Genomic DNA, 23,774 nt, shown 5'->3' with positions numbered 1-23,774 from the left:
GCATGTAACGACCGCACTTCGGCGCTTGTTACCGCATCGCGACGCTTTGCCCATTTGCCAGAGCGCGGTTCATCATGGCCCGGGTCGGGCCATGATGACGGCCGAGTTGTCGATCCCAGCGCCTCGCGCCGCGTCGGATCGGCGGGTCAGTAGTGAATGACCGTGCGGATCGACTTGCCTTCGTGCATCAGTGCGAAGGCCTCGTTGATCTCCTCCAGACCCATCGTGTGGGTTACGAATGGGGCCAGATCGATATCGCCTCTCATCGCGTCCTCGACCATGCCGGGGAGCTGTGTCCGTCCCTTGACGCCACCGAAAGCGGACCCCTTCCATACGCGGCCCGTGACGAGCTGGAATGGGCGGGTGGAGATTTCCTCGCCCGCGCCGGCAACGCCAATCACGATCGACTGACCCCAGCCACGGTGCGCTGATTCAAGCGCGGCGCGCATGACGTGGACGTTGCCGATGCACTCGAAGGTATGATCGATGCCCCAGCCCGTCATCTCGATCAGCACTTGCTGGATGGGCTTGTCATGGTCCTTGGGGTTGATGCACTCGGTTGCACCGAACTGGCGTGCCAGCTCGAACTTGGACGGATTGGTGTCGATGGCGATGATGCGACCCGCCTTCGCCTGGCGCGCACCCTGAATCGCCGCGAGGCCGATGCCGCCGAGGCCGAACACGGCGACCGAGTCTCCGGGCTGGACCTTGGCGGTATTGTGGACTGCGCCGATGCCGGTCGTGACGCCGCAGCCGAGCAGGCAGACATGTTCGGGGTTTGCCTCGGGATTGATCTTGGCGAGCGAGACTTCGGCGACGACAGTATATTCACTAAAGGTTGAACAGCCCATGTAATGATAGAGGGGCTGACCATTATACGAGAAGCGGGTGGTCCCATCGGGCATCAAGCCCTTGCCCTGCGTTTCGCGGACAGCGACGCACAGGTTGGTCTTGCCCGACAGGCAGAAGTCGCACTTGCCGCATTCGGCGGTGTAGAGCGGAATCACGTGATCGCCCGGTCCGACGCTGGTGACGCCTTCACCGACCTCGACAACGATGCCCGCGCCCTCGTGGCCCAGAACCACCGGGAAAACACCCTCCGGATCACTCCCCGCCAGCGTGTACGCGTCGGTGTGGCACACACCGGTGTGCGTCACCCGTATGAGGACTTCGCCTTTCCGGGGTGGGGCGACATCGATCTCGACAATTTCGAGTGGCTTGCCCGCCTCGAAGGCTACAGCGGCGCGAGATTTCATGTTGGGATACCCCTCGTTGAGTTAAACTGATTGCTGGCGCGAGGCCGTCGCGTCAGCACAAATTCGTGGAGGAGCGATCGCTCACTCCCCCCGGTATTCCGGTCAGACCGTAACGACGACCTTGCCGATCTGGTCGTTCGATTCGAGGAAGCGGTGAGCGTCCTGGATGGCGTCGAGCGGGAAAGTGCGCGCGATCCGCGGCTTGAGCGCGCCCGATTCCAGACCCGCCACGATGAACGCCTTGGCGCGATCGAGGGCGGCATCGTCCGAGACGATCTCGCTGTAGAGATACCCCTTGAGCGTGAGGCTCTTGCCCAGCACGGAGAACAACGGGAACGGCGTCGGTTCGCCGCTGAGCGCGCCATATTCGAGCAGGATGCCGCCGCGTGCCATGCTCTGGGTCAGCGGCTCGAACGACGGGCCTCCGACCGGATCGAGCACCACGCGCGCACCCTGACCATCGGTTATTTCCATCACCCTCGCTACCAGATCCTCTTCCTCGGTCGCGACGACATGATGTGCACCGGCATCGATCAGGGCCTGGCGCTTGGCGCCGGTACGTGTCGTCGCGATTACCGTTGCGCCGACCATCCGCGCAATCTGGAAGGCAGCAAGGCCGACGCTGCTGGAGGCAGCAGTGACGATGACGAAATCGCCCTCGCCGAGTTTCGCCTGCTCCACCAGTGCACCCCAGGCGGTGACATACTGCATCCACACGGCCGCCGCTTCCTCGAACGACAGCGCCGCCGGATGCTTGACGACGAGGCGGGCGGGCACGTTGGCGACTTCGCCATAGGTGCCCCAGCGTGCGATATCGAGCGGGGGGATGACGCTGACGGCTTCGCCTTCCGCAAACCCGGTCACGTCCGCGCCGACCGTAACGACAGTGCCGGCAGCCTCGTAGCCGAGGCGGCTCGGGAACTCGGCTTCCTGAAGGTAGGCATTGTTGCGGAACATCACCTCGGCGCGGTTTATGCCTATCGCCTTCACCGCGATCTGCACTTCATCGGCCGCGGGCCCGGGCACTGCCACATCTTCAATCCTGAGGACGCTGGCGTCGCCATATTCATGGATACGGACGATGCGGCTCATGGGACACTCCTTGATTATTGAACGATTGTTCTGTATCGGTGTGCGCCACCAGCTTCAAGATATTATTTATCGATCGTTCCATATCGTGCGCCAGAGATGACAGAGACGAAATCCCGTCGCCGCGCAGGTCGCCCTCGTGTGTTCGACACTGACGCTGCGCTCGACAAGGCGGTGCGGCTGTTCTGGCAGCGCGGCTACGAGGCGACATCGATGGCCGATCTGGTGGCGGAGACTGGTGTCGCCGCCGCCAGTCTCTATGCAGCGTTTGACAACAAGGCGGGGCTGTTTGCGGCGGTGATCGAGCGCTACGCCGCGACGTTCAGCGTCCACCTCTATGCACCCATCAACGATCCGGCGTTGTCCACCTACGAGGCCGTCAAAGGCCTGCTGGAACGGGCGGCGTCATCATTCTCGGAACCCGGAACGCCGGCCGGCTGCTTCATGTATTCTGCAGCGGCAGCCGTTTCGCCGGCGTCCGCCGCCATCGAATGCCTGCTGCGCGACAAGCGTATCGCGGCGGAGGCCCTCCTGATCGAGCGTCTGCAACGCGGCGCCGCGCAGGGCGAGCTTGCGGCCAACTCCGATCCGGCCGTGCTAGGCAAATTCATCAATACGGTCATGGAAGGCATGTCCGTTCAGGCGCGCGACGGCGCTACGATCAACGAACTGCTCTCCATCGCCAAAATGGCACTCGATCGATGGCCGGCCGCGATATGATCACTACATGGTGGTCATCTGCCAATCCGCCTCCCGCGACCGAACAGTCGAACTCATCTCATAGGACGAAAGCACATGAAACACGTGACATTGCCCGGCGGGGAAGTGGTTCCTTCAATGGGTCAAGGCACCTGGAAGATGGGCGAACGTGCCGAGCGGCGATCCGATGAGATCGCTGCGCTACGCGCCGGTGTCGAGTTGGGCATGACGCTCGTCGATACCGCTGAAATGTATGGCGATGGTGCGGCGGAAGCGCTGATCTGCGAAGCGCTCGGCGACCGTCGCGACCAGTTATTCCTCGTCAGCAAGGCGTATCCACAGAACGCATCGCGCTCCCGCCTTGCCGGTGCGTGCGAGGCGAGCCTGAAGCGGCTCGGCACCGATCGGCTCGACCTCTACCTGCTCCACTGGCGGGGATCAGTGCCGCTCGCTGAGACGATAGAGGCAATGGAGGCGCTAAAATCAGCGGGGAAAATTAGGCATTGGGGTGTCAGCAACCTCGATACCGACGATATGGACGAGCTTATCGCTGCCGGCGGGGATGGCTGCGTGACCGATCAGATCCTCTACAACCTCGTGCGTCGAGGCCCCGAGTTGGACCTGTTACCGTGGCTCGCCCAGCACAAAGTGCCAGTGATGGCGTATAGTCCCGTCGAGCAGGGACGCCTCACAAGCCATCCCGCCCTCGACAAAGTAGCGGCCAAGGTTGGCGCAACCCCTGCGCAGGTCGCACTTGCCTGGACGTTGCGCCACGATGGCCTCATCGCCATCCCGAAAGCGAGTTCGATTGCACATGTGCGGGAGAACCGCGCGGCCGCAGATATCGTCCTCTCCGACGCCGACCTTGCGACACTCGATGCGGCATTTCCCCGGCCAGCGGGCCGTCGCCCACTCGAAATGCTGTAGCGTCAGATGGCGACATCCTCTCTCAAAGCAACCAAACGCAAATCGGACCGCCTCGAGGCATTCATGGACGCGGTGCTGGCAATTGCCATCACCCTCCCGGTGACCGAACTACACGCACCAGAGCCGACCGACGGCGACCTGGCAGCGGCATACCTAAAGCTGGCACCGGAATATGCGGCCTACGCCCTTAGCGTGGTTTTGATCAGCCTCTACTGGGCGCACAGCCATTTCAGCGGCAAGCTGCTGGAGAACCGATCACGGCTACAATCTGCTCGGCATTGGCTTTCTGGCTGTCGTCAGCATCACTCCATTTCCCGCGCGCCCGTTGGTCGAACACCTCAGCGGAGATGCGGAGAATACCACCGCCGCCCTTTGGTATCTGGGCGTAGCAGCGACACCGGCGACCTGGTAGTTTCTTCGTTGGGTATACGCCACCGCGAGAGGTCTTCCAGACCCGCGCCTGACGGACGCCTACCTCAGGCGAACAACCCTCAAATTCGGCATCACTGCCGGAGCCTATTGGGCTTCCTTCGCTTTGGCTTTCTGGGATTGGCGTGCTGGACTTATCGTCGCGGGGATCGTTACGTTGAGCTATATCGTTCCGCCAGCAAAACCCATCTACAAGCTGGGTCAAGAACCGGAGAATGGCTGAGACCGGCTATAGACCCGGCACGGCGGATGCCGACTTCGGCTAATCAGCCCAAGATTTTATCGATCGTGATTGGCAGGGACCGCACCCGCTTACCGGTCGCGTGATAGATCGCATTGGCGATCGCAGCAGCGGTGCCGACGATGCCGATCTCGCCAAGCCCTTTGACCCCGAGCGGGGTCACTTCGGGATCGGGTTCGTCGACGAAGATCACTTCGATATCGTGAATGTCGGCATGCACGGGCACATGGTATTCGCCGAAGTTGTGGTTCATCCAGCGACCCAGCCGGTGGTCGGAGAAGGTCTCCTCGTGGAGCGCCATGCCCATGCCCATCACCACGCCGCCGAGGATCTGGCTGCGCGCTGTCTTCGGGTTGATAATACGGCCGGCGGCGACCGCGTCGACGATACGCGTGACCGGCACCACGCCCAGCTCCTCGTCAACCTTCACTTCCGCGAAGATCGCGCTGTGGGTGTTCTTGGATTTGTGCAGACCCTTCCACATGTCGCCGAACCTGGGCGCAGCGGTGGCTTCCTCTTCGATCGCCGCCAGGTCAGCGGCACGCATCGCATCGCCGAACGGCACCCGCACGGTCGGCGTGTCCTTGAGCACCAGGCAGCCGTCCTCGAACAGCACGTCGTTTATCTTCGCGTCGCCCAGTGGTTCACCAGCGATCTTGCCGGCCGCCTTAAGGAGCTTCTTGCCTACTGCCTGACACGCCAGCTGCATCGCTGAGCCGGACGAGGCGGCGCCCCACGACCCGCCCTCGACCGGGGCGGTCGGCAGGTCTGAGTCGCCCAGCTTGGCGGTGATCTGCTCGGGCGGCAGGCCGAGCGTGTCGGCGGCGACCAAGGTCATGACCGTGTAGCTGCCGGTCCCGATGTCCGACGTCGCGCAAGCTACTTCCAAACGTCCGTTGGCCCTGAACTTGGCGCTGGCAGTGCTCGGACTGGCGGACCCGACCAATGACCCACTTGTGAAGCTTCGGCTAACTGGCATTCGTCGCCGGATGGGCACGGCACAGAAGCAGGCGCGACCGCTGCGGTTCAAAGGCCCCGTGCGCGATGTCGAGCGGGACGCGCCGCGGGGATTAAATGTGCGGACGCTGCTCGAAAGCTGTGGTGGTGACCTGCCGGGTTTGCGGGATAGGGCGCTGCTGTCGGTTGCCTACGATACCGGCCTGCGGGCCTCCGAACTGGTGGCGGTTGAATTTTCTCACATCATTGAGGCGATAGACCCTGAGGCGCGCCTGCTGATGATTGCGCGCAGCGAAGGCGATCAGGAAGGGGAGGGGGCGACGGCCTATCTCTCACCGCGATCCGTGCGGGCGATCGCGGCCTGGCGGGCGGCAGCGCGGATCGAGGTAGGGACGATCTTCAGCCGTGTGCAGGTGCGGCGTTACAAGGCGCGCAAAGCCGTGCCGGGGCGGCGGATCGAGAGCATTTCTGGGCGCGAGGCATGGGATCTGCGCAAGACGCTGCCCAGGCCCGCCGTAGCGGCAAGGATCGAATATGATGTAGGGCAGGGGGCGCTGCATCCTGGCTCGATCGGGCCGATTTACCGGGCGATCATTCAGCGCGCGTTTGATGCTGGGGTGCTGCCCGATCTAACGAAGGATGACCTGGACCGGCTCCTGAAGGGGGTGAGCGCGCATTCCACGCGTGTGGGGCTGAATCAGGATCTGTTCACCAGCGGCGAGGATCTCGCTGGCATCATGGATGCACTGCGGTGGAAATCCCCTCGCATGCCGCTTGCCTATTACCGTAACCTTGCCGCCGAGCATGGCGCGGCAGGACGCTTGATGACGAAGATGGAATGACTTGGCCTGCGACTTTGCTGCCGTTCGCAAGCGATGGATCGGAGGGCAGCTCTTGTCAGAACCCGATATTCATCGATCGTTTGGCCGGCAGGATGACCAGGGGCCGACAATCCGCAGGGGTTCGCAGCCGGTGGCAACCGGCAAACGGGCCGTCGTTGACCCCATAAGCTATATAGTGAAAAGATCCGACACTAGGAGGCCGAAAAAGGTCAGCATCGACTTCTCGTGCCGCGCCGCCCTGAAAGCGATCATGCCGATCAGCCCGGCGGGCAATCGCTCGATTATGATGATAGCAATGGCCGCCGCCCATTAGGCCGAGCCAAGCGGCGAGAGGAGGCCATGGACCAGCGAATCGCCGAACAGGATGAGCACGACTATCATCGCACCGGCGCAGTTCGAGGTACTGCTTCACTCCCCGCGAACCACTGGCCGCGAGTATCGTTGTCACGGTTGCAAGGAGAGAGCGATGGCGCAGGATTCAGCTTGGGTGGCAGTCTCGGAGTTTGTGCGCAATCCCGGCATGGTCGGCTCGGCCGTCCCGGCGAGCGCGCGCATGGTTCGCCGCATGCTCGCCCCGCTCGACTGGCAGCGCATCAGCATTCTGGTCGAATATGGTCCGGGCACGGGGCGTTTTACCTTCGAAGCGCTGGAGCGCATGCGGCGCGATGCCGTTCTTCTGGCGATTGAGACCGGCGAAAGATTCGTCAAAACTTTGCGGCAGCGCTGCGACGATCGCCGGCTCATCGTCGTTCAAGGAACGGCGCAGGACGTCAATCGCCACCTTGCCGAGCATGGACTGGGCGAGGCCGACTGTATTTTAACGGGCTTGCCCTTCTCGACGCTCGAGCCGGGCGACGCCGATGCGATCATGCGCGAGACGGTGCGGGCCATGTCGCCGTGCGGCACGCTGGCGGCCTACCAGATGCGCACCGCCATCCGTCCGCTGCTGAGGCGTCATTTCGCGAGCCTGCGCGAAAGCTACGAATGGAGGAACATCCCGCCCTGCCATCTTTATTGGGCGACAGGAAAGCGGCAGTGATCGGTAATGGCATCAAGCGAGATCGCGGCATGACGAGGCAATGCCAGCATGATCGACGCGCGGTTGCTGTTCTGTCTCATCGAACGGCACCGGCCGCCGATAATTTCGGTCAGCCGGCGCAAGCGGGGCGGCGACCTTTCGGCGCTGTGCGACAGGTGCGGCACACCAATCGAGCGCTCGCGCAGCGGACGCTGGCTAGCGCTTGGCCCGATCTACGAAGAGGGTGGTCCCGCGTCCTGACGCGAAATTTGCGCGTCGTTCGGCAAGCTCAGGTGCGTTCCGTCTCTGCAGCAATCAGAATAGCGTACCATTGTCCGGCGACCGTTCGAATCATCAGCATGGGCCGCGAACCGCCCATAGGCTCGAGCCGGTAGCGATCGTGATCGGCATGGTCTTCGAGCCATGCGCGAGCCCACGTCGTCGCGGCCAGTTCGCCTCGAGATCCTCGCTCGTAGTTGCCACCGAGCGGTCGTCATCGCGCAGCAGTCGGTACCTCATGAGAACACATTACCTCTATTTGGATTGAAATCGCCCGGTAAATTGGTCTTGCTGGCGTTCGGTTCCCCGGCTGAGCACAGCGCCTGAGCAAATCTGCGCGCGCCGCAAAAATTTTTTGGCCGCACTATCTTGAAAGCCGCGCGACCAAAATTAGCTCACGGGTACCGGACGCCAAACCGGGTCCGGTTGGACACATGAGAGCGCCGGCTCTTGGTTACTGGCGCATCTCATGCCCGAATTGCTTCATTTGGAGGATTTGGAGATGAGACCGAACTTTGACTTTACGCCCTATCGCCGTTCGACGGTCGGCTTCGATCGTTTGTTCAACCTGCTCGAAGCGGGTGCGCGCGAGGAAGATGGCTATCCGCCCTTCGACATCCAGAGGATCGACGACGACAATTTCCGCGTCACCATCGCGGTCGCCGGCTTCAAGCCCGAGGATATCGAGATCGTCGCGCACCAGAACCTGCTCTCGGTCACCGGCAAGCGTGCCGATGACGCCGACAAGGGCGAATACCTGCATCGCGGTATCGCGGCCCGGGCGTTCGAGCGGCGCTTCCAGCTCGCCGATTTCATCGAGGTCGGGAATGCGAACTTCGAGCACGGCCTCCTGTCGATCGAGCTGACGCGTGTCGTGCCCGAGGCGATGAAGCCGCGCCGCATCGAGATCTTCGGCGCCGCTTCCAACAACAAGCGACTGGGCGAAGAGAAGGAAAAGGCGGCCGAGCCGGCCTGATCCCGCGCCCATCGGCCTGCCGGCGCCGCCTTCCAATACCCCCCGCACGCGGCGTCCGGCAGGTTCAGCCTTTCATCCAGCCAGAAAAGGAGATGTCATCATGGCTATTCGTGATCTCATTCCCTGGAGCCGGCAGGAAAACCGGCTGCCCGTTCCGGTCAGCGCCGAGCGGGAAAGGGAAACCCATCCGCTGCAGTCGCTTCACCGCGACGTGAACCGTCTCTTCGACGATGTCTTTCGCAACTTCGGCATGCCCGCCTTCGCCGGCTTCGACCGCATGTCAGGATGGCCGCATCTTGAGCTGGGCGAGACCGACAAGGAGATTCGGGTAACGGCGGAACTGCCGGGCCTCGACGAGAAGGACGTGGAGATCTTCGTCGAGGACGGCGCCTTGACCTTGCGTGGCGAAAAGAAGTCCGAAGTCGAGGACAAGGATCGCGGCTATTCGGAGCGCAGCTATGGCCGCTTCGAGCGCCGCATCGGCCTGCCCAGGGGCATCGAACGCGACAAGGTCGCAGCCACCTTCAAAAACGGCGTGCTGACGGTCACGCTGCCGAGGACAGAGGCGGCGGAGCAGCACATCCGCCGGATTCCCGTCAATGGCGGCGCCCGCTGACGGCCGGGCCCGGACTTTCGAGTCCGGGCCTTCGGCTAACGACAACCAGGCGGTTGCCCTCGCGGGTGCGACCTCGTTCCCGCTCGGTGCTAAGGCGATTATCGAGCCGCTGGCCTTGGCGACAAGTGGCGGCCTACGCCGCCAAAATCGATGGCGGGTCAGGTTTGCGCCGCGCTGGGGCCCGGTTGCCGACCCGCTGATGGGTTGGACCGGCGGAGGCGATCCCCTCGCGACGATCGAACTGCGCTTTCCTGACCGCGCCTCGGCCGAGCGATATTGTCAGACGCAGGGTCTCATCTTCGAATGCCGGTCGGCGCCATCGCCGGGCCAAATCCGTCCAACTATCCCCGATGTTGTGGGTCCCGTGCTTTGCTGCTGGCCCACAGGCCCGCATGCCCTGTGCTGCGGCAATTTCCCTTGCGCCAGCACGGCCGCCAATGAGGAGGTTGATCGCAAATCTGCATAGGTAGCGGCGCACTTGAGCAGACTGCGCGTCACCGGATATCGATGACACCATCGACCGCGCGCCACTCGGTAGGGCGGATCATCCCCTCATGGGAAATGCACACCGAGTGGAGCGGGGCCTCGATCTCGCGTCGCCAATGCTCGAGAAACGCGAACAGCCTTGGAAAGTCGGGCGCGAGATCGTACTCCTGCCAAACGAACAGCTGCAGCAGCGAGGGCACATCCGGACGGTAGTAACGAATTTCTGCCGTCGTCAGCCGATGGCCCTCGAGCTGCCGGATGACATCGCGTCGGCTCATGGCGAAGCGCGGGAACCTTCCGCGGGCCTGTCGATCGCATGCATGGCGGCAAGGATGTCATCGATCGGCACCGCGCGCGTGGCGCCGGGCGGCATGCGCAGGCCGGGATGGTCGCGCACGGCGGCGCGGTCGGACGCCCAGGATGCCAGAATGGCGCGCTTCACTTCCGGCTCCAGGCTCGGATTGTGCGCAACGTCGAAGGGATGAAGATAGCGGGAAAATGGCTGCGACATGGCTCTGCCTCCTTCCTTTGGTGTCGCTCCTTTCTCATGAGCGGGCGCGCCGCCCACGCCGCAAATTTTGGAACGCTGGCGAGTCGCGTCAAGAGGGAAAATCGCACCGTAACAACTCGATAAGCCGGCACCTGACACTCGATGCCTGCGAGTGCCAAAAATTTCGCGCACCATCTTGACGCAAAAAATGAGCTTTCCTAATTCCGCGTCACCTGACGTTCGAATAAACGCCGGGCCTATCACATCTCAGTTTTGCATCTGGAGGTTATGCATGCATTTCCGCCCCTTGCACGACCGTGTGGTCGTCCGCCGCATCGAAGCCGAGGAGAAGACCTCGGGCGGCATCATCATCCCCGACACCGCCAAGGAAAAGCCGCAGAAAGGCGAAGTGATCGCCGTCGGCGCGGGCCTGCGCGACGACAGCGGCAAGCTCGTTGAACTCGCCGTCAAGGCAGGCGACCGCGTGCTTTTCGGCAAATGGTCGGGGACCGAGGTCAAGATCGATGGCGAGGATTTGCTCATCATGAAAGAGAGCGACATCCTCGGCGTGATCGAGGCCAAGGCAGAGCTCAAGCAGGCCGCCTGACAGCGACCTGCATCCTCTGACACGTGGAAGGAAATCGAAGAAAGGAGACGAGACAATGGCTGCCAAGGAAGTCAAGTTTGCGTCCGACGCGCGTGATCGCATGCTGCGCGGCGTGGATACGCTGGCCAACGCAGTGAAGGTGACCCTGGGTCCGAAGGGCCGCAATGTGGTCATCGAGAAATCGTTCGGCGCGCCGCGCATCACCAAGGACGGCGTCACCGTCGCCAAGGAAATCGAACTCAAGGACAAGTTCGAGAACATGGGCGCGCAGATGCTGCGCGAGGTTGCGTCGAAGCAGAACGACAAGGCCGGCGACGGCACTACTACAGCCACCGTGCTTGCCCAGGCGATCGTGCGCGAAGGCTCGAAGGCGGTCTCCGCCGGCATGAACCCGATGGACCTCAAGCGCGGCATCGATCTCGCCGTCGGCGCCGTGGTCAGGGACCTCGAAACCCATGCTCGCAAGGTCAGCGCCAACAGCGAGATCGCCCAGGTCGCGACCATCTCCGCGAACGGCGACGAGGAAGTCGGCCGCATTCTCGCCGAGGCGATGGAGAAGGTCGGCAACGAGGGCGTGATCACCGTCGAGGAAGCCAAGAGCCTTGCGACCGAACTCGAGACTGTGGAGGGCATGCAGTTCGACCGCGGCTATCTCTCGCCCTATTTCGTCACGAATACGGAGAAGCTCAAGGTCGAACTCGAAGATCCCTACATTCTCATCCACGAGAAGAAGCTTTCTAACCTGCAGGCGATGATCCCGCTGCTCGAGCAGGTCGTCCAGTCAGGCCGACCGCTGCTCATCATCGCCGAGGACGTCGAGGGCGAGGCGCTGGCGACGCTCGTCGTCAACAAGCTGCGCGGCGGCCTCAAGGTCGCGGCGGTCAAGGCGCCGGGCTTCGGCGATCGCCGCAAGGCGATGCTCGAGGACATCGCGATCCTCACCGCCGGCAATGTCGTCAGCGAGGAGCTCGGCACCAAGCTCGAAAATGTCATGGTCGGCATGCTCGGCCGCGCCAAGAAAGTCATCATCGACAAGGACAACACCACCGTCGTCGATGGCGCCGGCGCGCGTTCGGACATCGATGCCCGCGTCGCGCAGATCAGGGCGCAGATCGAAACCACGACCAGCGACTACGACCGCGAGAAGCTGCAGGAGCGCGTGGCCAAGCTCGCGGGCGGTGTAGCAGTGATCCGCGTGGGCGGCGCGACCGAGGTCGAGGTCAAGGAGAAAAAGGACCGCGTCGACGACGCGCTTCACGCCACTCGCGCTGCGGTCGAGGAAGGCATTCTGCCCGGCGGCGGCATTGCGCTGCTGCGCGCGCTCAAGGCGCTCGACGGCCTCAAGGCCGCGAACGACGACCAGCAGTCGGGCATCGATATCGTGCGGCGGGCACTTCGCGCGCCGGCACGGCAGATCGCCGACAATGCCGGCGAGGACGGCGCCTTCATCGTCGGCAAGCTTCTGGAGAGCGAGGACTACAATTGGGGCTTCAACGCCGCTACCGGCCAGTATCAAGATCTGGTCGGCTCCGGCGTGATCGATCCCGCCAAGGTGGTCCGCACCGCGCTCCAGGACGCAGCTTCGGTGGCCTCGCTGCTGATCACGACCGAGGCGCTCGTCGCCGAAGCGCCCAAGGATGACAAGGGCGCCAGGGCCGCGATGCCGGAAATGGAGTACTAACAGACGAAGGGCCCGGCTGCGGCCGGGCCCCATCATCGAACATGAGGAACTCGACGATGAACGACCACTATCTGCGCTACCTCGAGCGCGAACATGCGCGTCTCGAAGCCGAAATCCGCGAAGAGGAGAAGCGTCTCCATCCGCGCCATTTCCTGATCGGCCGGCTCAAGAAGCTGAAGCTGGCGGTCAAGGACCAGATGGCGGCCTGCTCGGGTCACGCGGAAGAGCGCGAAGCCGCTTGAGCGAGAGTCCGATGCGGACGATCCGCGCAAGTGCCCGCCGCTTACCGGCAGCGAGCTTTTGCCGGAAACCCGATGGCGCCCATCTGCGTTGCATGGTCGTCCGCCCCGTTCGGGGAAGCTCGCGAGGATGGACAGGGGAGCCTCGAGCCAGCCGCCGGGGCTCCTTTCTCTGTCAGCAACAATCTATGGGACACGCCAAGGATCCTGCCGATGCTGGCGCGTAACGAAACGGCTGCCTGCAGCTGGCGAGAGTGGCCGGCGACACACTATCGTCCAGATGGAAAGGGGCGAGGAAATCGATTTCATCCTGGATAGTGGTCTTGCCGTCACGCGCGGCACCGATGGCTCATTCCTGATCGATGAAGGGAGGCATCCACCGCATCAGTTCAGACCGCTTCATTGCCGATTGGCAAAGCAGCGACAGCCAGCGTCAAGCGCTCAGCCGCAGCGGCGACCATAACGCAAGCGGGAAGGTGCGTGAGGCTATGGCGGGCATGGCGAAGGGGCTGGAACGCGATCCACAGCTGGAGTCGCTGCTGCGCAATCGCACCCAGGAACTGGGTCTGTCTTCCCAAAGCGGCCAATCGCTGTCGCAGGATCTCCAACGGCATCTCGGCCGCTCGCTAGGCCGTGGTCTTGGGCTCTAGGACCTGATCGTGCCCGAACAAGCCACGCCATCTGGATGATGACGATTCATCTTTAAGGTGGCGCGGAGCAAATTGAAGGAAGAAGCAATTATTGGCTAGCTTATGTTCACATAAAATTCCATGTGCTGACGTCAGCACGTAATTGTTCGATGATTCATGCTGATAGACTTAACTTGATATTGAAACTTTTGATACCATTACACTACCCTGTACAGTCGCTAGATTCAAAGACGTGTCGGATATGCGCGCATTGATAAGTTGCGATAGCGTAGCTTCTCCATTGTTTAAAAATAACTCTACGGACGAAATGTCGATAAACAAGCTAATTTCTACTACACCTTCCGAAAAATCGCATGGTAGACTTCGATCTAGGCGCCACGCCTCGCTGTCAGGCGCTTCAGGGCCACTGGTCACGCGTCTGATAAATGCCCTATTATTACCTAGCTCAAAGCAGATCTGAGTGGAGTAACCGGAACCTCTGCGGACGGATAGCCACACTATTGATGGCCAAGCCGATCCGATCCGGTTGAGCGTGAGGTCGATCCGCCCCGCAACCATTCTAGCATTGTCGGGCCAGATATAATCATAACCATCTGCAATCGTCTGATCAGAGCCCTGGGCAGTAAGCGCGAATATCTTGTTCTGTGCTGGTAGAGGGGTGCTAAAAAGTCGCGGTACATTGTTGATCAATCGTAGGCGCAATTCGCGAACAAGGCTGAGTTGACCTCGGTAATCGTAGGTCGGCAGCAGTTGGTTCGCATATGCCCAGTTGTTCATCCATCCCATTGAGTATGCACAAGCAATGGGATCGGCTGCATGCGGGTCATTCCATATAACGGCCGCGTAGAAATCAGCTCCGCCATCAAGCCATTGGCCGTCGGGAGTGCTGGCCGTGAAGGTCGTGCCATCGAATTCGCCCACCCAGTACCAGGTTCCACCCGTGAATCCAGAAGCCGTCCCATCTCCGCCTACCAGCAAAACCCATTTGTCTACCGAAGTTGTGCCGTCTGGATTGTATAGATGCAGTTTGAAGAGATGCGAGCATTCCATCACGCCCCCGACGACCGTTGACAGAAAACCGCTTGAATAAGTCCAGTGCTTGAGATCTGGCGAAGTGTAGATGCCGATCTTGCCTTCCTCTGACAGCGTCATAATCCAATTGCCGCTGGTCTCGTGCCAGAAAATCGTGGGGTCGCGAAACTGCCTGTTGCCTGGGAAATTGGGTAGCACGATGTCGTGAAAGGTGAAGCTGGCACCCTCATCAAGAGAGTACCAGAGTGCGCAGGACTGGTTTTGCCCGGCGGCATTGTCTGCGGGCATGGTAACGAGCGCGATCAGTGCGCCGGGGCCGAATCCGGCAGTATTGGTGACATCGACAACCGCGCTCCCGGTCCAGATGTCTCCAAAGGATGTTGTGCGGCGTGGGATCGATATACCTTGATCCTGCCAAGTGACGAGGTCTGTTGAGGTCCAGCGGCGCCATTCAGTGCCATCGGTGGGATAGGTTGGATTGAAGAGCGCCCAAATCGACCAGTGATCTCCCATTCGCACAGGGCGCTGTGGGTCGTTGATCCAGCCTCCTGCCGGGGCCGCGATATGATATCGTGGTCGTCCGCTAATCGGGGTTGCCGTTGGTAAACCAGTAGAATCGGGGGTTCCACTCGATACAGGCATTGCGCCAATTGCAGGTTCTGCTTCGCTGCCGCAGGATGAAAGCATTGGAAAGGCGGCGAGCATTTCCAATGTTTGTCTGCGTGAAAAAAAGGGGGTAATCGCCACCGGCCTACTCCTCTCTCAAACTTTTTTTTGTTTTTTGATTGTCGTTGGCAAACACGCTTGTGGTGCATCGCAACGATGTTTTGATTGCATTCAGGTTGAGGGAGAGGTTCGCGATATCTGTGTGCCGGTCAGATAGCTGCGTCTGACGGAATGCACCTTCATCACCCTCTCCATCCTGTGCGGCGTCATGCTTTCCATGATCGACGCAACTAAATCTATATATGTGATTTAGTTGCGTCAAGATTGCTAGCAGGATTGGGTGTTTGACGTTTTTTCAGTTAACTTATTGAAATTATCTATATTATGCAGAGAGGCGCCCTTTTTTTTGGGTGTTCAGTCCCTCAGCAGTGATGTGACTTCCTCCTTGTCACCCAGAATCACCCCAATGCGCTGATGAAGTTTTGATGGCAGGACTTCCATCAGTCGCTGTTCGCCGTCGATGGCTGCGCCGCCTGCCTGCTCTACCAGAAAGGCCATCGGATTTGCCTCGTACATCAGGCGTAGTCTGGCCGTACCATCCGGGCGGGCATCTTTAGGGTAAAGGAAGATACCCCCTCTTTTCAGGATGCGGTGTACATCGGCCACCATCGAGGCCGTCCAGCGCATGTTATAGTCCTTGCCCAAAGGCCCTTCCGCCCCCTGAATTCGTTCGTCGACATAGCGTATGATTTGCGGCGACCATTGGCGGCGACGCGCCATGTTTATGGCAAATTCGCGATTGCCCTGGGGCATCTGCATGGGGCCGTCGGTCATCCGCCATGAGCCGATTTCACGATCGAGAGTGAATTCATAGACACCAGATCCAATTGTCAGAACCAGCAGCGTTTGTGGTCCATATATGGCATAGCCGGCTGCGACCTGATGTATGCCGGGTTGCAGAAAGTCCTGCTCTGTTACCTCGCGCCCTGAAGCATTTTCGGGTGCCTTGAGTACGGAGAAGATCGTTCCGACGCTCAGGTCGACATCAATGTTGCTTGAGCCGTCGATCGGATCGAACAGCAGCAGATATTCGCCTTTGGGATAGCGGTTGGGAATAGGGTAGAGGGTCTCCATCTCCTCGGAAGCCATGGCTGCCAGATGGCCACCCCATTCATTGGCATCGAGCAATAGCTCGTTGGCAATGACATCGAGCTTTTTCTGAACCTCTCCCTGAACATTCTCGCTGCCCAGGCTACCAAGAACTTCACCCAGTGCGCCCTTGGATACCGCGTGACTGATCGTCTTGCAGGCGCGTGCGACCGTTTCGATGAGCAGGCGCAATTCTCCTGGCAAAGCCTGGGCCTGGCGTTGCTGCTCGATCAGGAAACGGCTGAGGGAGATGGCTTGCATGGAAGGCCTTTGCATTGAGGGGGAGGGGGCTTAATCAGCTATTCGTGCAGCGACGTCTGCGCCGTGGGCATATCGCGCTGCTTCACGGATGTCGTCGGCGCCGGGGCTCACGCCCGTGTAAAGAATAAATTGCTCCACCGCTTGCAGGACGATGACCTCTCCGCCGGAAATCACGCTCTTTCGAGCAGCTCTGGCTGCGCGGACGAAAGGGGTGTCGACCGGTTGGGCAACGACGTCGAAAGCGGTGCTGCAGGCCGCGATCTGCTCTGCGCGGAACGCCAAGGCGTCTCGGTCCTTGCCCTCCATACCCAATGGCGTGACATTGATCAGCAGTGGTGCGCTATCCGGCGGTAGATCAGCCTGCCAGCAAAAGCCATATTGGTCTGCGATCGCCTGCCCGGCCATTTCGTTGCGCGCGATGATCGTGCCGTTGGCGAAGCCAGCATCTCTAAGCGCGGCCGCGACGGCTTTCGCCATTCCACCACTTCCTCGGAGTAAAAATGGTACCGGTTTTTCGATGCGCTTCTCGAGAAGCTGGCGAACCGCAACATAATCAGTGTTGTAGCCAGTCAGCCGGCCATCATCATTGACGATGGTGTTGACGCTGTCGATTGCACGGGCTGAGCTTTCAAGGTCATCGATCAGAGGAATGACCGCTTCCTTGAACGGCATGGAAATGGCGCATCCGCGCACATTCAACGCGCGGATGCCGCCGATCGCAGCTGCCAGATCCTGTGTACTGAAACTTTTATAGACATAGTCCAGCCCCAGAATCTCATAGAGGCAATTGTGGAAGCGGGATCCGGCGTTACCAGGGCGACCTGACAGCGACATGCACAATCTGGTGTCCCTGCCGATTGGCGGTTTCATATCCTCATACCCCATTCTGGTTTGCTGATTTTTCACGACGGATCGTAGATCCGCGGATGATGAGACGCCCGCTCAGAACCACCTTACGAGCGGCGGCGTTCGGATGGTCGAGACGGTCGAGCAGCATGGCCATGGCGGTGCGCCCGATCTCCTCCACGGGTTGTTCGATAACGCTCAGTCCATCAGCTGCAAATTCCGTCCAGGTGTCATTGTCGAACCCAGCCAATGCGAAGTCGCCGGGAACGCTCAGGCCCAGCGCATGTGCGGCTCGCAATACCGACATCAGCATCAGGCCATTGCTCGCAATGATCGCTTCGGGCCGATCAGGCGTTTGCAGGAGAGCGCTGACCAGCCTCTCCGCTTCACCCTCTCCATGCGGCACAGACAGGGATCGCGTAGGGATGCCGATCATTTGGGCTGCCTGCTCAAAGCCGGCGCGTCGTTCGGCACCCGTGGTGCTGGCTGCGCCGAACAGGCCGGTAATCGATCTGATTCCCTGCGCATGCAAATGGGCAACCAGTGTGCGAGCCATCGCATCATTGTCGAGCACGACGCAGTCCGTGGTCGTCGCTGCTACGCGATCGATCAGGATGATGGGATGCTCTGCCTTTGTCTGCGATGCCTTCTTGGCGCCTTGCCGAGTGGGTGCCAGGATCACCCCTGTCACCCGTTCCTCCTGCATCAACTGGAGATACATCGCCTCTTTGGCGGGATCTTCATCCGTATTGCACAATATAACCCGCAGGCCGCGTTCATAGGCGATATCCTCGACCGTGCGAGACACTGCCGTGAAAAAGGGGTTGCGGATATCTGCAACGATGAGGCCGATCGTGTTGCTGTGGCGCGAACGGAGCCGACGGGCCGCGAGGTTGGGCCGGTAGCCTGTTGTCCTGACCGCTGCGAGCACCCTGTCGCGCATGGCTGGATCAACCGCACGCCCCGAAAGTACCCGGGAGACGGTGGCAGGCGATACTTCGGCCACTCGCGCTACGTCCTTGATTCCGACCGTCATGGGAAAATCGTTTTCCTCATCCTCTCTCAATTCTGCCCGAGATATGGCCGATCGCAGGGGGTAAATGCAAGTGTATTGACAGAATCATGAGAAAACGTTTTCTTGAAAGGAAGAGAGAGGATGCTGAAGAGTCATGATTGCCGCCCCCCTAAGTGCGCTTCGCCATGAAGACCTGATCCGCATCGACGCGCAGGCGTCCGACAAGGAGGCCGCCATCCTCCAGGCCGGCCAGATATTGGTCGCCGCTGGCTGCGTTTCGGCCGGCTATGAACAGAGCATGGTCCGGCGGGAGGCGGTGGCAAACACCTATCTGGGGGCGGGCGTCGCCATTCCCCATGGCCTGGGTGAGGACAAAGGGCTGGTGCGCCACGACGGGATCGTGGTCCTGCAACTGCGCGAAGGGATTGAGTGGAATCCTGGGCAGCGCGCCCATCTCATTGTCGGTATCGCCGCCAGTTCCGACAGTCATATCGCGATCCTGCGCCGCCTCACCCGCCTGATTCAGGATGAGGCGCGTCTCGCGGCCCTTCTCGCCACCGACGATCCGGCGGCTATTGCCGCTGCCCTCCATGAAGACGCCAACCCCAGCGAGGCCCGTCCCGCTGCCGAGGATCTGGCCGAGCGGATCGAATGGACGGTCGACTATCCTGCTGGTCTGCATGCCCGGCCCGCCTCAGCCTGGGCGGAAGCAGCCAAGAGCCTGGCTACGCCCATACGCATCCGACATGACGAAGACATGGCCGATCCGCGCAGTATCGTCTCGCTGCTGCAACTGGGGCTGAAGGCAGGCGAACGCGCTACCATTTCGGCGAGCGACAGGAACACGCTTGACCAGTTCATGCGCACCGTCACGAGCCTCACGGTTCGTGAGAAGGCCGATGCCGCCCGTGCCGCCGAAAAGGCGAAGGCGCCGGTGCGCGGCTGGAAACCGGCCGGCAATCCCGCGATGATCGCCGGGGTCGCCGCCAGCCCCGGCCTCGCCATCGGTCCCGTCCACATATTGGCCTCGGCGGAACTGGACGTGCCCGACCAGCCGGTCGATCTGGTCGCGGGCGGCGCGCTGCTGAACGATGCGCTGGTGCGCACCCGGGCGCAGATGAAGGCGCTGGTCGATGACACCACCCGCCGTCTGGGGGCGGAGGATGCCGCGATCTTTGCGGCGCAGGCCGGGCTGCTGGACGATACTGACCTCATCACGCTTACCTGTCAGTTGATGGTGGAGGGCCATGGCGTCGCCTGGTCCTGGCATCAGGCGATCGATCGCATGGCAGGACAGCTTTCGGCACTGGGTAATCCGGTGTTGGCTGCACGCGCTGCCGATTTGCACGATGTCGGCCGGCGCGTGCTAGCCCAGATTGATCCCGCGCTCAGCGCAGGGACATTGGCCGACCTGCCAGACCAGCCCTGCGTGCTGGTGGCGACCGATCTGTCGCCATCGGATACGGCGACGCTCGATACGCGCCGCGTGGCGGGTATCGCCACCGCATTGGGTGGGCCGACGTCGCACAGCGCGATCCTGGCACGTACGCTCGGCCTGCCGTCAGTCGTGGCAGGCGGGGCCGATCTGCTGACGCAGGCGGCCGGCACGACCGCCATCGTCGATGGCGATAGCGGCCGTATCTGGCTCGATCCCTCGGCGCAGGACATTGCCTCCGCCCGCGCCTGGATCGAGGAGATCGCGGCGCGACGCGCCGCCGAAGAGGCGGAGCGCGCTCTGCCGGCACGGACCAGCGACGGTCATGATCTGGCGATCGGCGCCAATGTGAACCGCCCGGATCAGGTGGCCTTCGCGATGGCACAGGGCGGCGAGGGGGTCGGGCTGATGCGCACCGAATTCCTGTTCCTCGAACGCGGCGACAGCCCGAGCGAGGAGGAACAATGCGCCATTTATCGCGGGATGATCGACGCGCTGGGTGATCGGCCGCTGATCGTCCGTGCGCTGGACATTGGCGGCGACAAACAGGTGCCGCATCTCGACCTGCCGAAGGAGGAGAATCCCTTCCTGGGGGTGCGTGGCGCTCGCCTGTTGCTGCGTCGGCCCGACCTGCTGGAACCGCAACTCCGCGCCCTGTATCGCGCGGCGAAGCTGGGCGGCGATCTGTCGATCATGTTCCCGATGATCACATCCGCAGCCGAACTGGTGATCCTGCGGGAACGTTGTGAAGCGATCCGGGCGGAACTGGCTGCACCGGCCGTTCCCATCGGCATCATGATCGAAGTCCCCGCCGCCGCCGTTCAGGCCCATGCGCTGGCGGAGCATGCGGATTTCTTCTCGATCGGAACCAATGACCTGACGCAATATGCACTCGCCATCGACCGTCAGAATCCGGAACTGGCGAGCGAAGCCGACAGCCTGCACCCGGCCGTTCTGCGCCTGATCGCCATGACCGTGGAGGGCGCGCGCAGGCATGACCGCTGGGTCGGCGTGTGCGGCGGCATTGCCGGCGATCCGTTCGGCGCGGCGTTGCTGGCGGGCCTCGGGGTCCATGAATTGTCCATGACCCCGCGCGACATTCCTGCCGTAAAGGCACGGCTCCGCGCCAGCAGCCTTGGCGATCTTCAGGGGCTCGCCGCTCGTGCGCTCGACGCGACAAGCGCCGCCGATGTGCGCGCGCTGGATGGGGAGGGGGCATGATGGCCGTCTTCACCGTCACGCTCAATCCGGCAATCGACCAGACGGTCATGCTCGACCGTCTCGTTCCCGGGGAGGTGCATCGCGCGCGCTCCGTGCGGCAGGATGCCGGCGGCAAGGGGATCAACGCGGCCAGTTGCCTGGCCGACTGGGATGTGCCCGTCACCGTCATGGGCCTGTTGGGCGGCGCCAATGCGGCGCCCTTCGATGCGCTTTTTGCCGAAAAGTCGATCATCGACCGCTGCCAGCGCCATGGCGGTAGCACGCGCGTCAATCTGAAGCTGGTCGATGTCCATGGCACGACCGACATCAACATGGATGGCGCACCGGCAACCGGAGCGCGTATCGATGCCGTCATTGCGGCGCTGGATGAACAGGTTGGCGTCGGCGATCTCGTCATCCTCTCGGGCAGCCTGCCGCCCGTCTGCCCGGTCGATATCTATGCCTCCCTTACCGCCATGCTGCGGGCGCGGGGGGCTCTTGTCCTGCTCGACAGCAGCGGCCCGGCGTTGCGCCATGCGCTCGCGGGCCCCGTTCTGCCGACCATCCTGAAACCCAATCTGCATGAACTGGCCGAATGGCATGATGGTCCGGTCGATGCGCCGCATCAGATCGTCGACGTCGCGCGCGGGTTGCTGGATCGGGGCGTCGACCTGATCGCCGTGTCGATGGGCGCGCAGGGCGCACTGTTCCTGACCGGCTCGGAAATGCTGCGCGCGCGCCTGACCGCGCACAGCGTGGAAAGCACGGTCGGTGCAGGCGATGCCATGGTTGCCGGTCTGGCCGCCGCCCTGATCGAAGGCGCGGGGCTGGATCGTATCGCGCGTCTGTCCACCGCCTTTGCCGTCGGCAAGCTGGGCCGTGCCGGACCGCATCTGCCGACAAGGGACGAGATCGAAGCCCTGGCGGCCAGCGTTGAGACGGATATTCTGATGGGAGAGACGCAATGAGCAGGATTTTCGCGGTGGTGGATGCCGGCGAAGCCGGTGTCGCCGGCGTCCTGGCCGGCGAAGCGCTGCGCAAGGCCGCAAAGGCCAGTGGCCAGGCCATCGAAATCGAATTGCGGACCGCACAGGGGATCGTCAATCCCTTGCCGGGCGACGCGGACGGCGATCTGCTGCTGATCGCACCGGAAGGCGCCGACGCCCCGTCGGAAAACCGCCCGCATCGCCGCCTGACGCTGGAGGCGGTTCTGGCCGATCCCGTCGCCGCGCTGCACGGGGGCATGGTAGCGGGCGTGTCGAGCGCCGTGCCGCGCATCGTCGCCATCACCTCCTGCCCGACCGGCATCGCCCATACCTTCATGGCGGCCGAGGGGCTGACCGAAGGCGCGCGCCAGCTTGGCTATGCCATTCGGGTCGAGACGCAGGGGTCGGTCGGCGCGGGCAACGCGCTGACGGCCGAGGAAATCGCTGCCGCCGACATCGTGCTGATCGCCGCCGATCGAGAGGTCGATCGCAGCCGCTTTGCCGGCAAGCGCGTCTTCGCCGGCAATACCAAGCCCGCCATCACCGGTGGCGCGAAGCTGATCGAGCGGGCGCTGGCGGAAGCGACCATACAGGGTGGCGAGGGGAGCGCATCGCAACCGGCCGACTCTGCCGCCGCGACATCGGGCGCGAAGCGCGCTGGCCCATATAAGCATCTGATGACCGGCGTGTCCTTCATGCTGCCCTTCGTGGTGGCGGGTGGCCTGCTGATCGCGCTCGCCTTCGCGCTGGGCGGTATTCACGCCAATGATGCGGCAGCGAAGGGCACGTTGGCCTATGCCCTGTTCGAAATCGGCGCCAAGGGCGGCTTCGTGCTGATGGTGCCGGCGCTGGCGGGCTATATCGCCTATTCGGTTGCGGACCGCCCCGGCATTGCACCGGGCATGATCGGCGGCATGCTGGCCGCCAATCTGGGCGCGGGCTTCCTCGGCGGCATCGTCGCCGGCTTCATCGCGGGCTATGGCGTCGACTGGCTCAATCGCCTGATTCAGCTGCCCAAGAATTTGCAAGGATTGAAGCCGGTCCTCATCCTGCCGCTGCTCGGCACGCTGCTGACCGGTCTGCTGATGCTCTATGCCGTGGGCACGCCGGTTGCCGCTGCGCTGGCTTTCCTGACCGATTGGCTGCGCAGCATGCAGGGGTCGAGTGCGCTGATGCTGGGCTTGATCCTGGGCGCGATGTCGGCATTCGACATGGGCGGGCCGGTCAACAAGGCGGGCTATGCCTTCTCGGTCGGCCTGATCGCCAGTCAGGTCTATACACCGATGGCGGCCACCATGGCAGCTGGCATGACGCCGCCGCTCGCCGTTGCGCTCGCCACTCGACTGTTCCGCAATCGCTTCACGCCTGAAGAGCGCGAAGCCGGCGCGGCCGCCGCGGTCCTCGGCCTGGCATTCATCACCGAAGGGGCAATCCCCTTTGCCGCGCGCGATCCGCTGCGGGTCATTCCGGCGCTGATGGCCGGTTCAGCTGTGACCGGGGCCATCTCCATGGCGATGGGCGTGGAGCTAAAGGTGCCGCATGGCGGACTGTTCGTGCTGCCGATCCCTGGCGCGGTCACCCATGTAGGCGTCTATGCGCTGGCCATTCTCGCCGGCACGCTGGTGAGCGCGCTGCTGGTCGGGCTGGTCAAGCGTCCCATAGCAAAAATCAAGGCCTGACGCCCCGAACGCGTCACGATAAT

General features: G+C 62.2%; 24 protein-coding genes and 1 pseudogene. 16 read left to right on the top strand and 9 right to left on the bottom strand.

Translation table 11 applies throughout. The features are described 5' to 3' along the window. Nucleotides 1-146 precede the first annotated feature (146 nt). Together BRX37_RS21050 and BRX37_RS21045 are read right to left on the bottom strand one after the other, a co-directional pair. Complete coding sequence (locus BRX37_RS21050) at nt 147-1,256, bottom strand: S-(hydroxymethyl)glutathione dehydrogenase/class III alcohol dehydrogenase (protein WP_026109579.1); 1,110 nt, start codon at nt 1,254-1,256, stop codon at nt 147-149. Between the two features lie 102 nt (nt 1,257-1,358). After that, nucleotides 1,359-2,348 (bottom strand): zinc-dependent alcohol dehydrogenase family protein, encoded by a 990-nt coding sequence (locus BRX37_RS21045; protein WP_063975928.1) that lies wholly within the window; start codon nt 2,346-2,348, stop codon nt 1,359-1,361. A gap of 138 nt (nt 2,349-2,486) precedes the next feature. Between BRX37_RS21045 and BRX37_RS21040 the strand changes: the two genes are divergently transcribed. The 3 genes from BRX37_RS21040 (at nt 2,487) to BRX37_RS27665 (ending at nt 4,727) form a co-directional block, all read left to right on the top strand. Then, nucleotides 2,487-3,065, top strand: a complete 579-nt coding sequence (locus BRX37_RS21040; protein ID WP_234781428.1) for a TetR/AcrR family transcriptional regulator — start codon at nt 2,487-2,489, stop codon at nt 3,063-3,065. A gap of 75 nt (nt 3,066-3,140) precedes the next feature. Next, a complete protein-coding gene (locus BRX37_RS21035) occupies nt 3,141-3,971 on the top strand; it encodes an aldo/keto reductase (RefSeq protein ID WP_206434201.1) in 831 nt (276 codons plus the stop codon). Nucleotides 3,972-3,977: 6 nt separating this feature from the next. After that, nucleotides 3,978-4,727, top strand: coding sequence for a TMEM175 family protein (locus BRX37_RS27665; protein WP_081260918.1), 750 nt, complete (start codon nt 3,978-3,980; stop codon nt 4,725-4,727). On the opposite strand, the gene BRX37_RS21025 is transcribed toward BRX37_RS27665, so the two are convergent. Next, a complete protein-coding gene (locus BRX37_RS21025; RefSeq protein ID WP_081260921.1) occupies nt 4,667-5,620 on the bottom strand; it encodes a xanthine dehydrogenase family protein molybdopterin-binding subunit in 954 nt (317 codons plus the stop codon). The two genes, BRX37_RS27665 and BRX37_RS21025, sit on opposite strands and share 61 nt — an antisense overlap. Between BRX37_RS21025 and BRX37_RS21020 the strand changes: the two are divergent. The 6 genes and pseudogenes from BRX37_RS21020 to BRX37_RS20995 all read left to right on the top strand — a co-directional run. Next, a pseudogene (locus BRX37_RS21020) lies at nt 5,562-6,440 on the top strand (site-specific integrase); the annotation flags it as partial. The gene BRX37_RS21025 and the pseudogene BRX37_RS21020 overlap by 59 nt on opposite strands. Nucleotides 6,441-6,906: 466 nt before the next feature. Further along, the gene (locus tag BRX37_RS21015; protein ID WP_017503644.1) at nt 6,907-7,479 is read left to right on the top strand and encodes a class I SAM-dependent methyltransferase; all 573 of its coding nucleotides are present in this window, start codon (nt 6,907-6,909) and stop codon (nt 7,477-7,479) included. Nucleotides 7,480-7,527: 48 nt separating this feature from the next. Then, nucleotides 7,528-7,719, top strand: coding sequence for a hypothetical protein (locus tag BRX37_RS21010; protein ID WP_026109716.1), 192 nt, complete (start codon nt 7,528-7,530; stop codon nt 7,717-7,719). A 520-nt stretch (nt 7,720-8,239) separates the two neighbouring features. Next, entirely contained in the window at nt 8,240-8,713 is a 474-nt protein-coding gene (locus tag BRX37_RS21005) for an Hsp20 family protein (RefSeq protein ID WP_017503643.1), read from the top strand. Between the two features lie 100 nt (nt 8,714-8,813). Further along, entirely contained in the window at nt 8,814-9,329 is a 516-nt protein-coding gene (locus tag BRX37_RS21000; RefSeq protein WP_037522336.1) for an Hsp20/alpha crystallin family protein, read from the top strand. Then, entirely contained in the window at nt 9,313-9,795 is a 483-nt protein-coding gene (locus BRX37_RS20995; RefSeq protein WP_069336890.1) for an NADH dehydrogenase ubiquinone Fe-S protein 4, read from the top strand. Before BRX37_RS21000 ends, BRX37_RS20995 begins: the two co-directional genes overlap by 17 nt. Nucleotides 9,796-9,823: 28 nt before the next feature. Here BRX37_RS20995 and BRX37_RS20990 read toward each other — a convergent pair whose 3' ends face one another. Beyond that, entirely contained in the window at nt 9,824-10,093 is a 270-nt protein-coding gene (locus BRX37_RS20990; protein WP_125989228.1) for an usg protein, read from the bottom strand. Further along, nucleotides 10,090-10,326: a hypothetical protein gene (locus tag BRX37_RS20985; RefSeq protein ID WP_017503361.1), complete on the bottom strand. Its 237-nt coding sequence runs from the start codon at nt 10,324-10,326 to the stop codon at nt 10,090-10,092. The genes BRX37_RS20990 and BRX37_RS20985 overlap by 4 nt, the downstream gene beginning before the upstream one ends. A 271-nt stretch (nt 10,327-10,597) precedes the next feature. On the opposite strand from BRX37_RS20985, the gene groES reads away from it, so the two are divergent. The 4 genes from groES to BRX37_RS20960 all read left to right on the top strand — a co-directional run bounded on the left by groES (nt 10,598) and on the right by BRX37_RS20960 (nt 13,482). Next, nucleotides 10,598-10,912 carry a co-chaperone GroES gene (gene groES / locus BRX37_RS20980; protein ID WP_017503362.1) on the top strand — a complete coding sequence of 105 codons (315 nt, stop codon included), beginning with the start codon at nt 10,598-10,600 and terminating at the stop codon, nt 10,910-10,912. Nucleotides 10,913-10,967: 55 nt separating this feature from the next. Next, a complete protein-coding gene (gene groL, locus BRX37_RS20975) occupies nt 10,968-12,593 on the top strand; it encodes a chaperonin GroEL (RefSeq protein WP_017503363.1) in 1,626 nt (541 codons plus the stop codon). A gap of 56 nt (nt 12,594-12,649) precedes the next feature. Beyond that, a complete protein-coding gene (locus BRX37_RS20970; RefSeq protein WP_004209658.1) occupies nt 12,650-12,835 on the top strand; it encodes an HP1242/YdcH family protein in 186 nt (61 codons plus the stop codon). Nucleotides 12,836-13,194: 359 nt separating this feature from the next. Then, complete coding sequence (locus BRX37_RS20960) at nt 13,195-13,482, top strand: hypothetical protein (protein WP_017503364.1); 288 nt, start codon at nt 13,195-13,197, stop codon at nt 13,480-13,482. A gap of 168 nt (nt 13,483-13,650) precedes the next feature. On the opposite strand, the gene BRX37_RS20955 is transcribed toward BRX37_RS20960, so the two are convergent. The 4 genes from BRX37_RS20955 to BRX37_RS20940 form a co-directional block, all read right to left on the bottom strand. Beyond that, a complete protein-coding gene (locus BRX37_RS20955; protein WP_125989226.1) occupies nt 13,651-15,261 on the bottom strand; it encodes a glycoside hydrolase family 32 protein in 1,611 nt (536 codons plus the stop codon). Between the two features lie 333 nt (nt 15,262-15,594). Then, entirely contained in the window at nt 15,595-16,590 is a 996-nt protein-coding gene (locus BRX37_RS20950) for a class 1 fructose-bisphosphatase (protein WP_017503365.1), read from the bottom strand. Between the two features lie 30 nt (nt 16,591-16,620). After that, nucleotides 16,621-17,460 carry a shikimate 5-dehydrogenase gene (locus BRX37_RS20945; protein ID WP_122130092.1) on the bottom strand — a complete coding sequence of 280 codons (840 nt, stop codon included), beginning with the start codon at nt 17,458-17,460 and terminating at the stop codon, nt 16,621-16,623. 4 nt (nt 17,461-17,464) lie between these two features. After that, nucleotides 17,465-18,472, bottom strand: a complete 1,008-nt coding sequence (locus BRX37_RS20940) for a LacI family DNA-binding transcriptional regulator (protein ID WP_125989224.1) — start codon at nt 18,470-18,472, stop codon at nt 17,465-17,467. Between the two features lie 133 nt (nt 18,473-18,605). Between BRX37_RS20940 and ptsP the strand changes: the two genes are divergently transcribed. Genes ptsP through BRX37_RS20925 form a run of 3 tightly spaced genes read left to right on the top strand, consistent with a single transcriptional unit; the run spans nt 18,606 to nt 23,751 of the window. Beyond that, nucleotides 18,606-21,107 (top strand): phosphoenolpyruvate--protein phosphotransferase, encoded by a 2,502-nt coding sequence (gene ptsP / locus BRX37_RS20935; RefSeq protein ID WP_037522332.1) that lies wholly within the window; start codon nt 18,606-18,608, stop codon nt 21,105-21,107. After that, nucleotides 21,104-22,054, top strand: a complete 951-nt coding sequence (locus tag BRX37_RS20930) for a hexose kinase (protein ID WP_318276830.1) — start codon at nt 21,104-21,106, stop codon at nt 22,052-22,054. The genes ptsP and BRX37_RS20930 overlap by 4 nt, the downstream gene beginning before the upstream one ends. Beyond that, nucleotides 22,051-23,751, top strand: coding sequence for a PTS fructose transporter subunit IIC (locus BRX37_RS20925; protein ID WP_125989222.1), 1,701 nt, complete (start codon nt 22,051-22,053; stop codon nt 23,749-23,751). The genes BRX37_RS20930 and BRX37_RS20925 overlap by 4 nt, the downstream gene beginning before the upstream one ends. Nucleotides 23,752-23,774 lie beyond the last annotated feature (23 nt).

The sequence above is a fragment of the Sphingomonas sp. S-NIH.Pt3_0716 genome (genome assembly GCF_003950715.1).
In the GTDB taxonomy this organism is placed as follows: Bacteria; Pseudomonadota; Alphaproteobacteria; order Sphingomonadales; family Sphingomonadaceae; genus Sphingobium; species Sphingobium yanoikuyae_A.
This window is presented reverse-complemented; position numbering and strand designations above follow the sequence as displayed.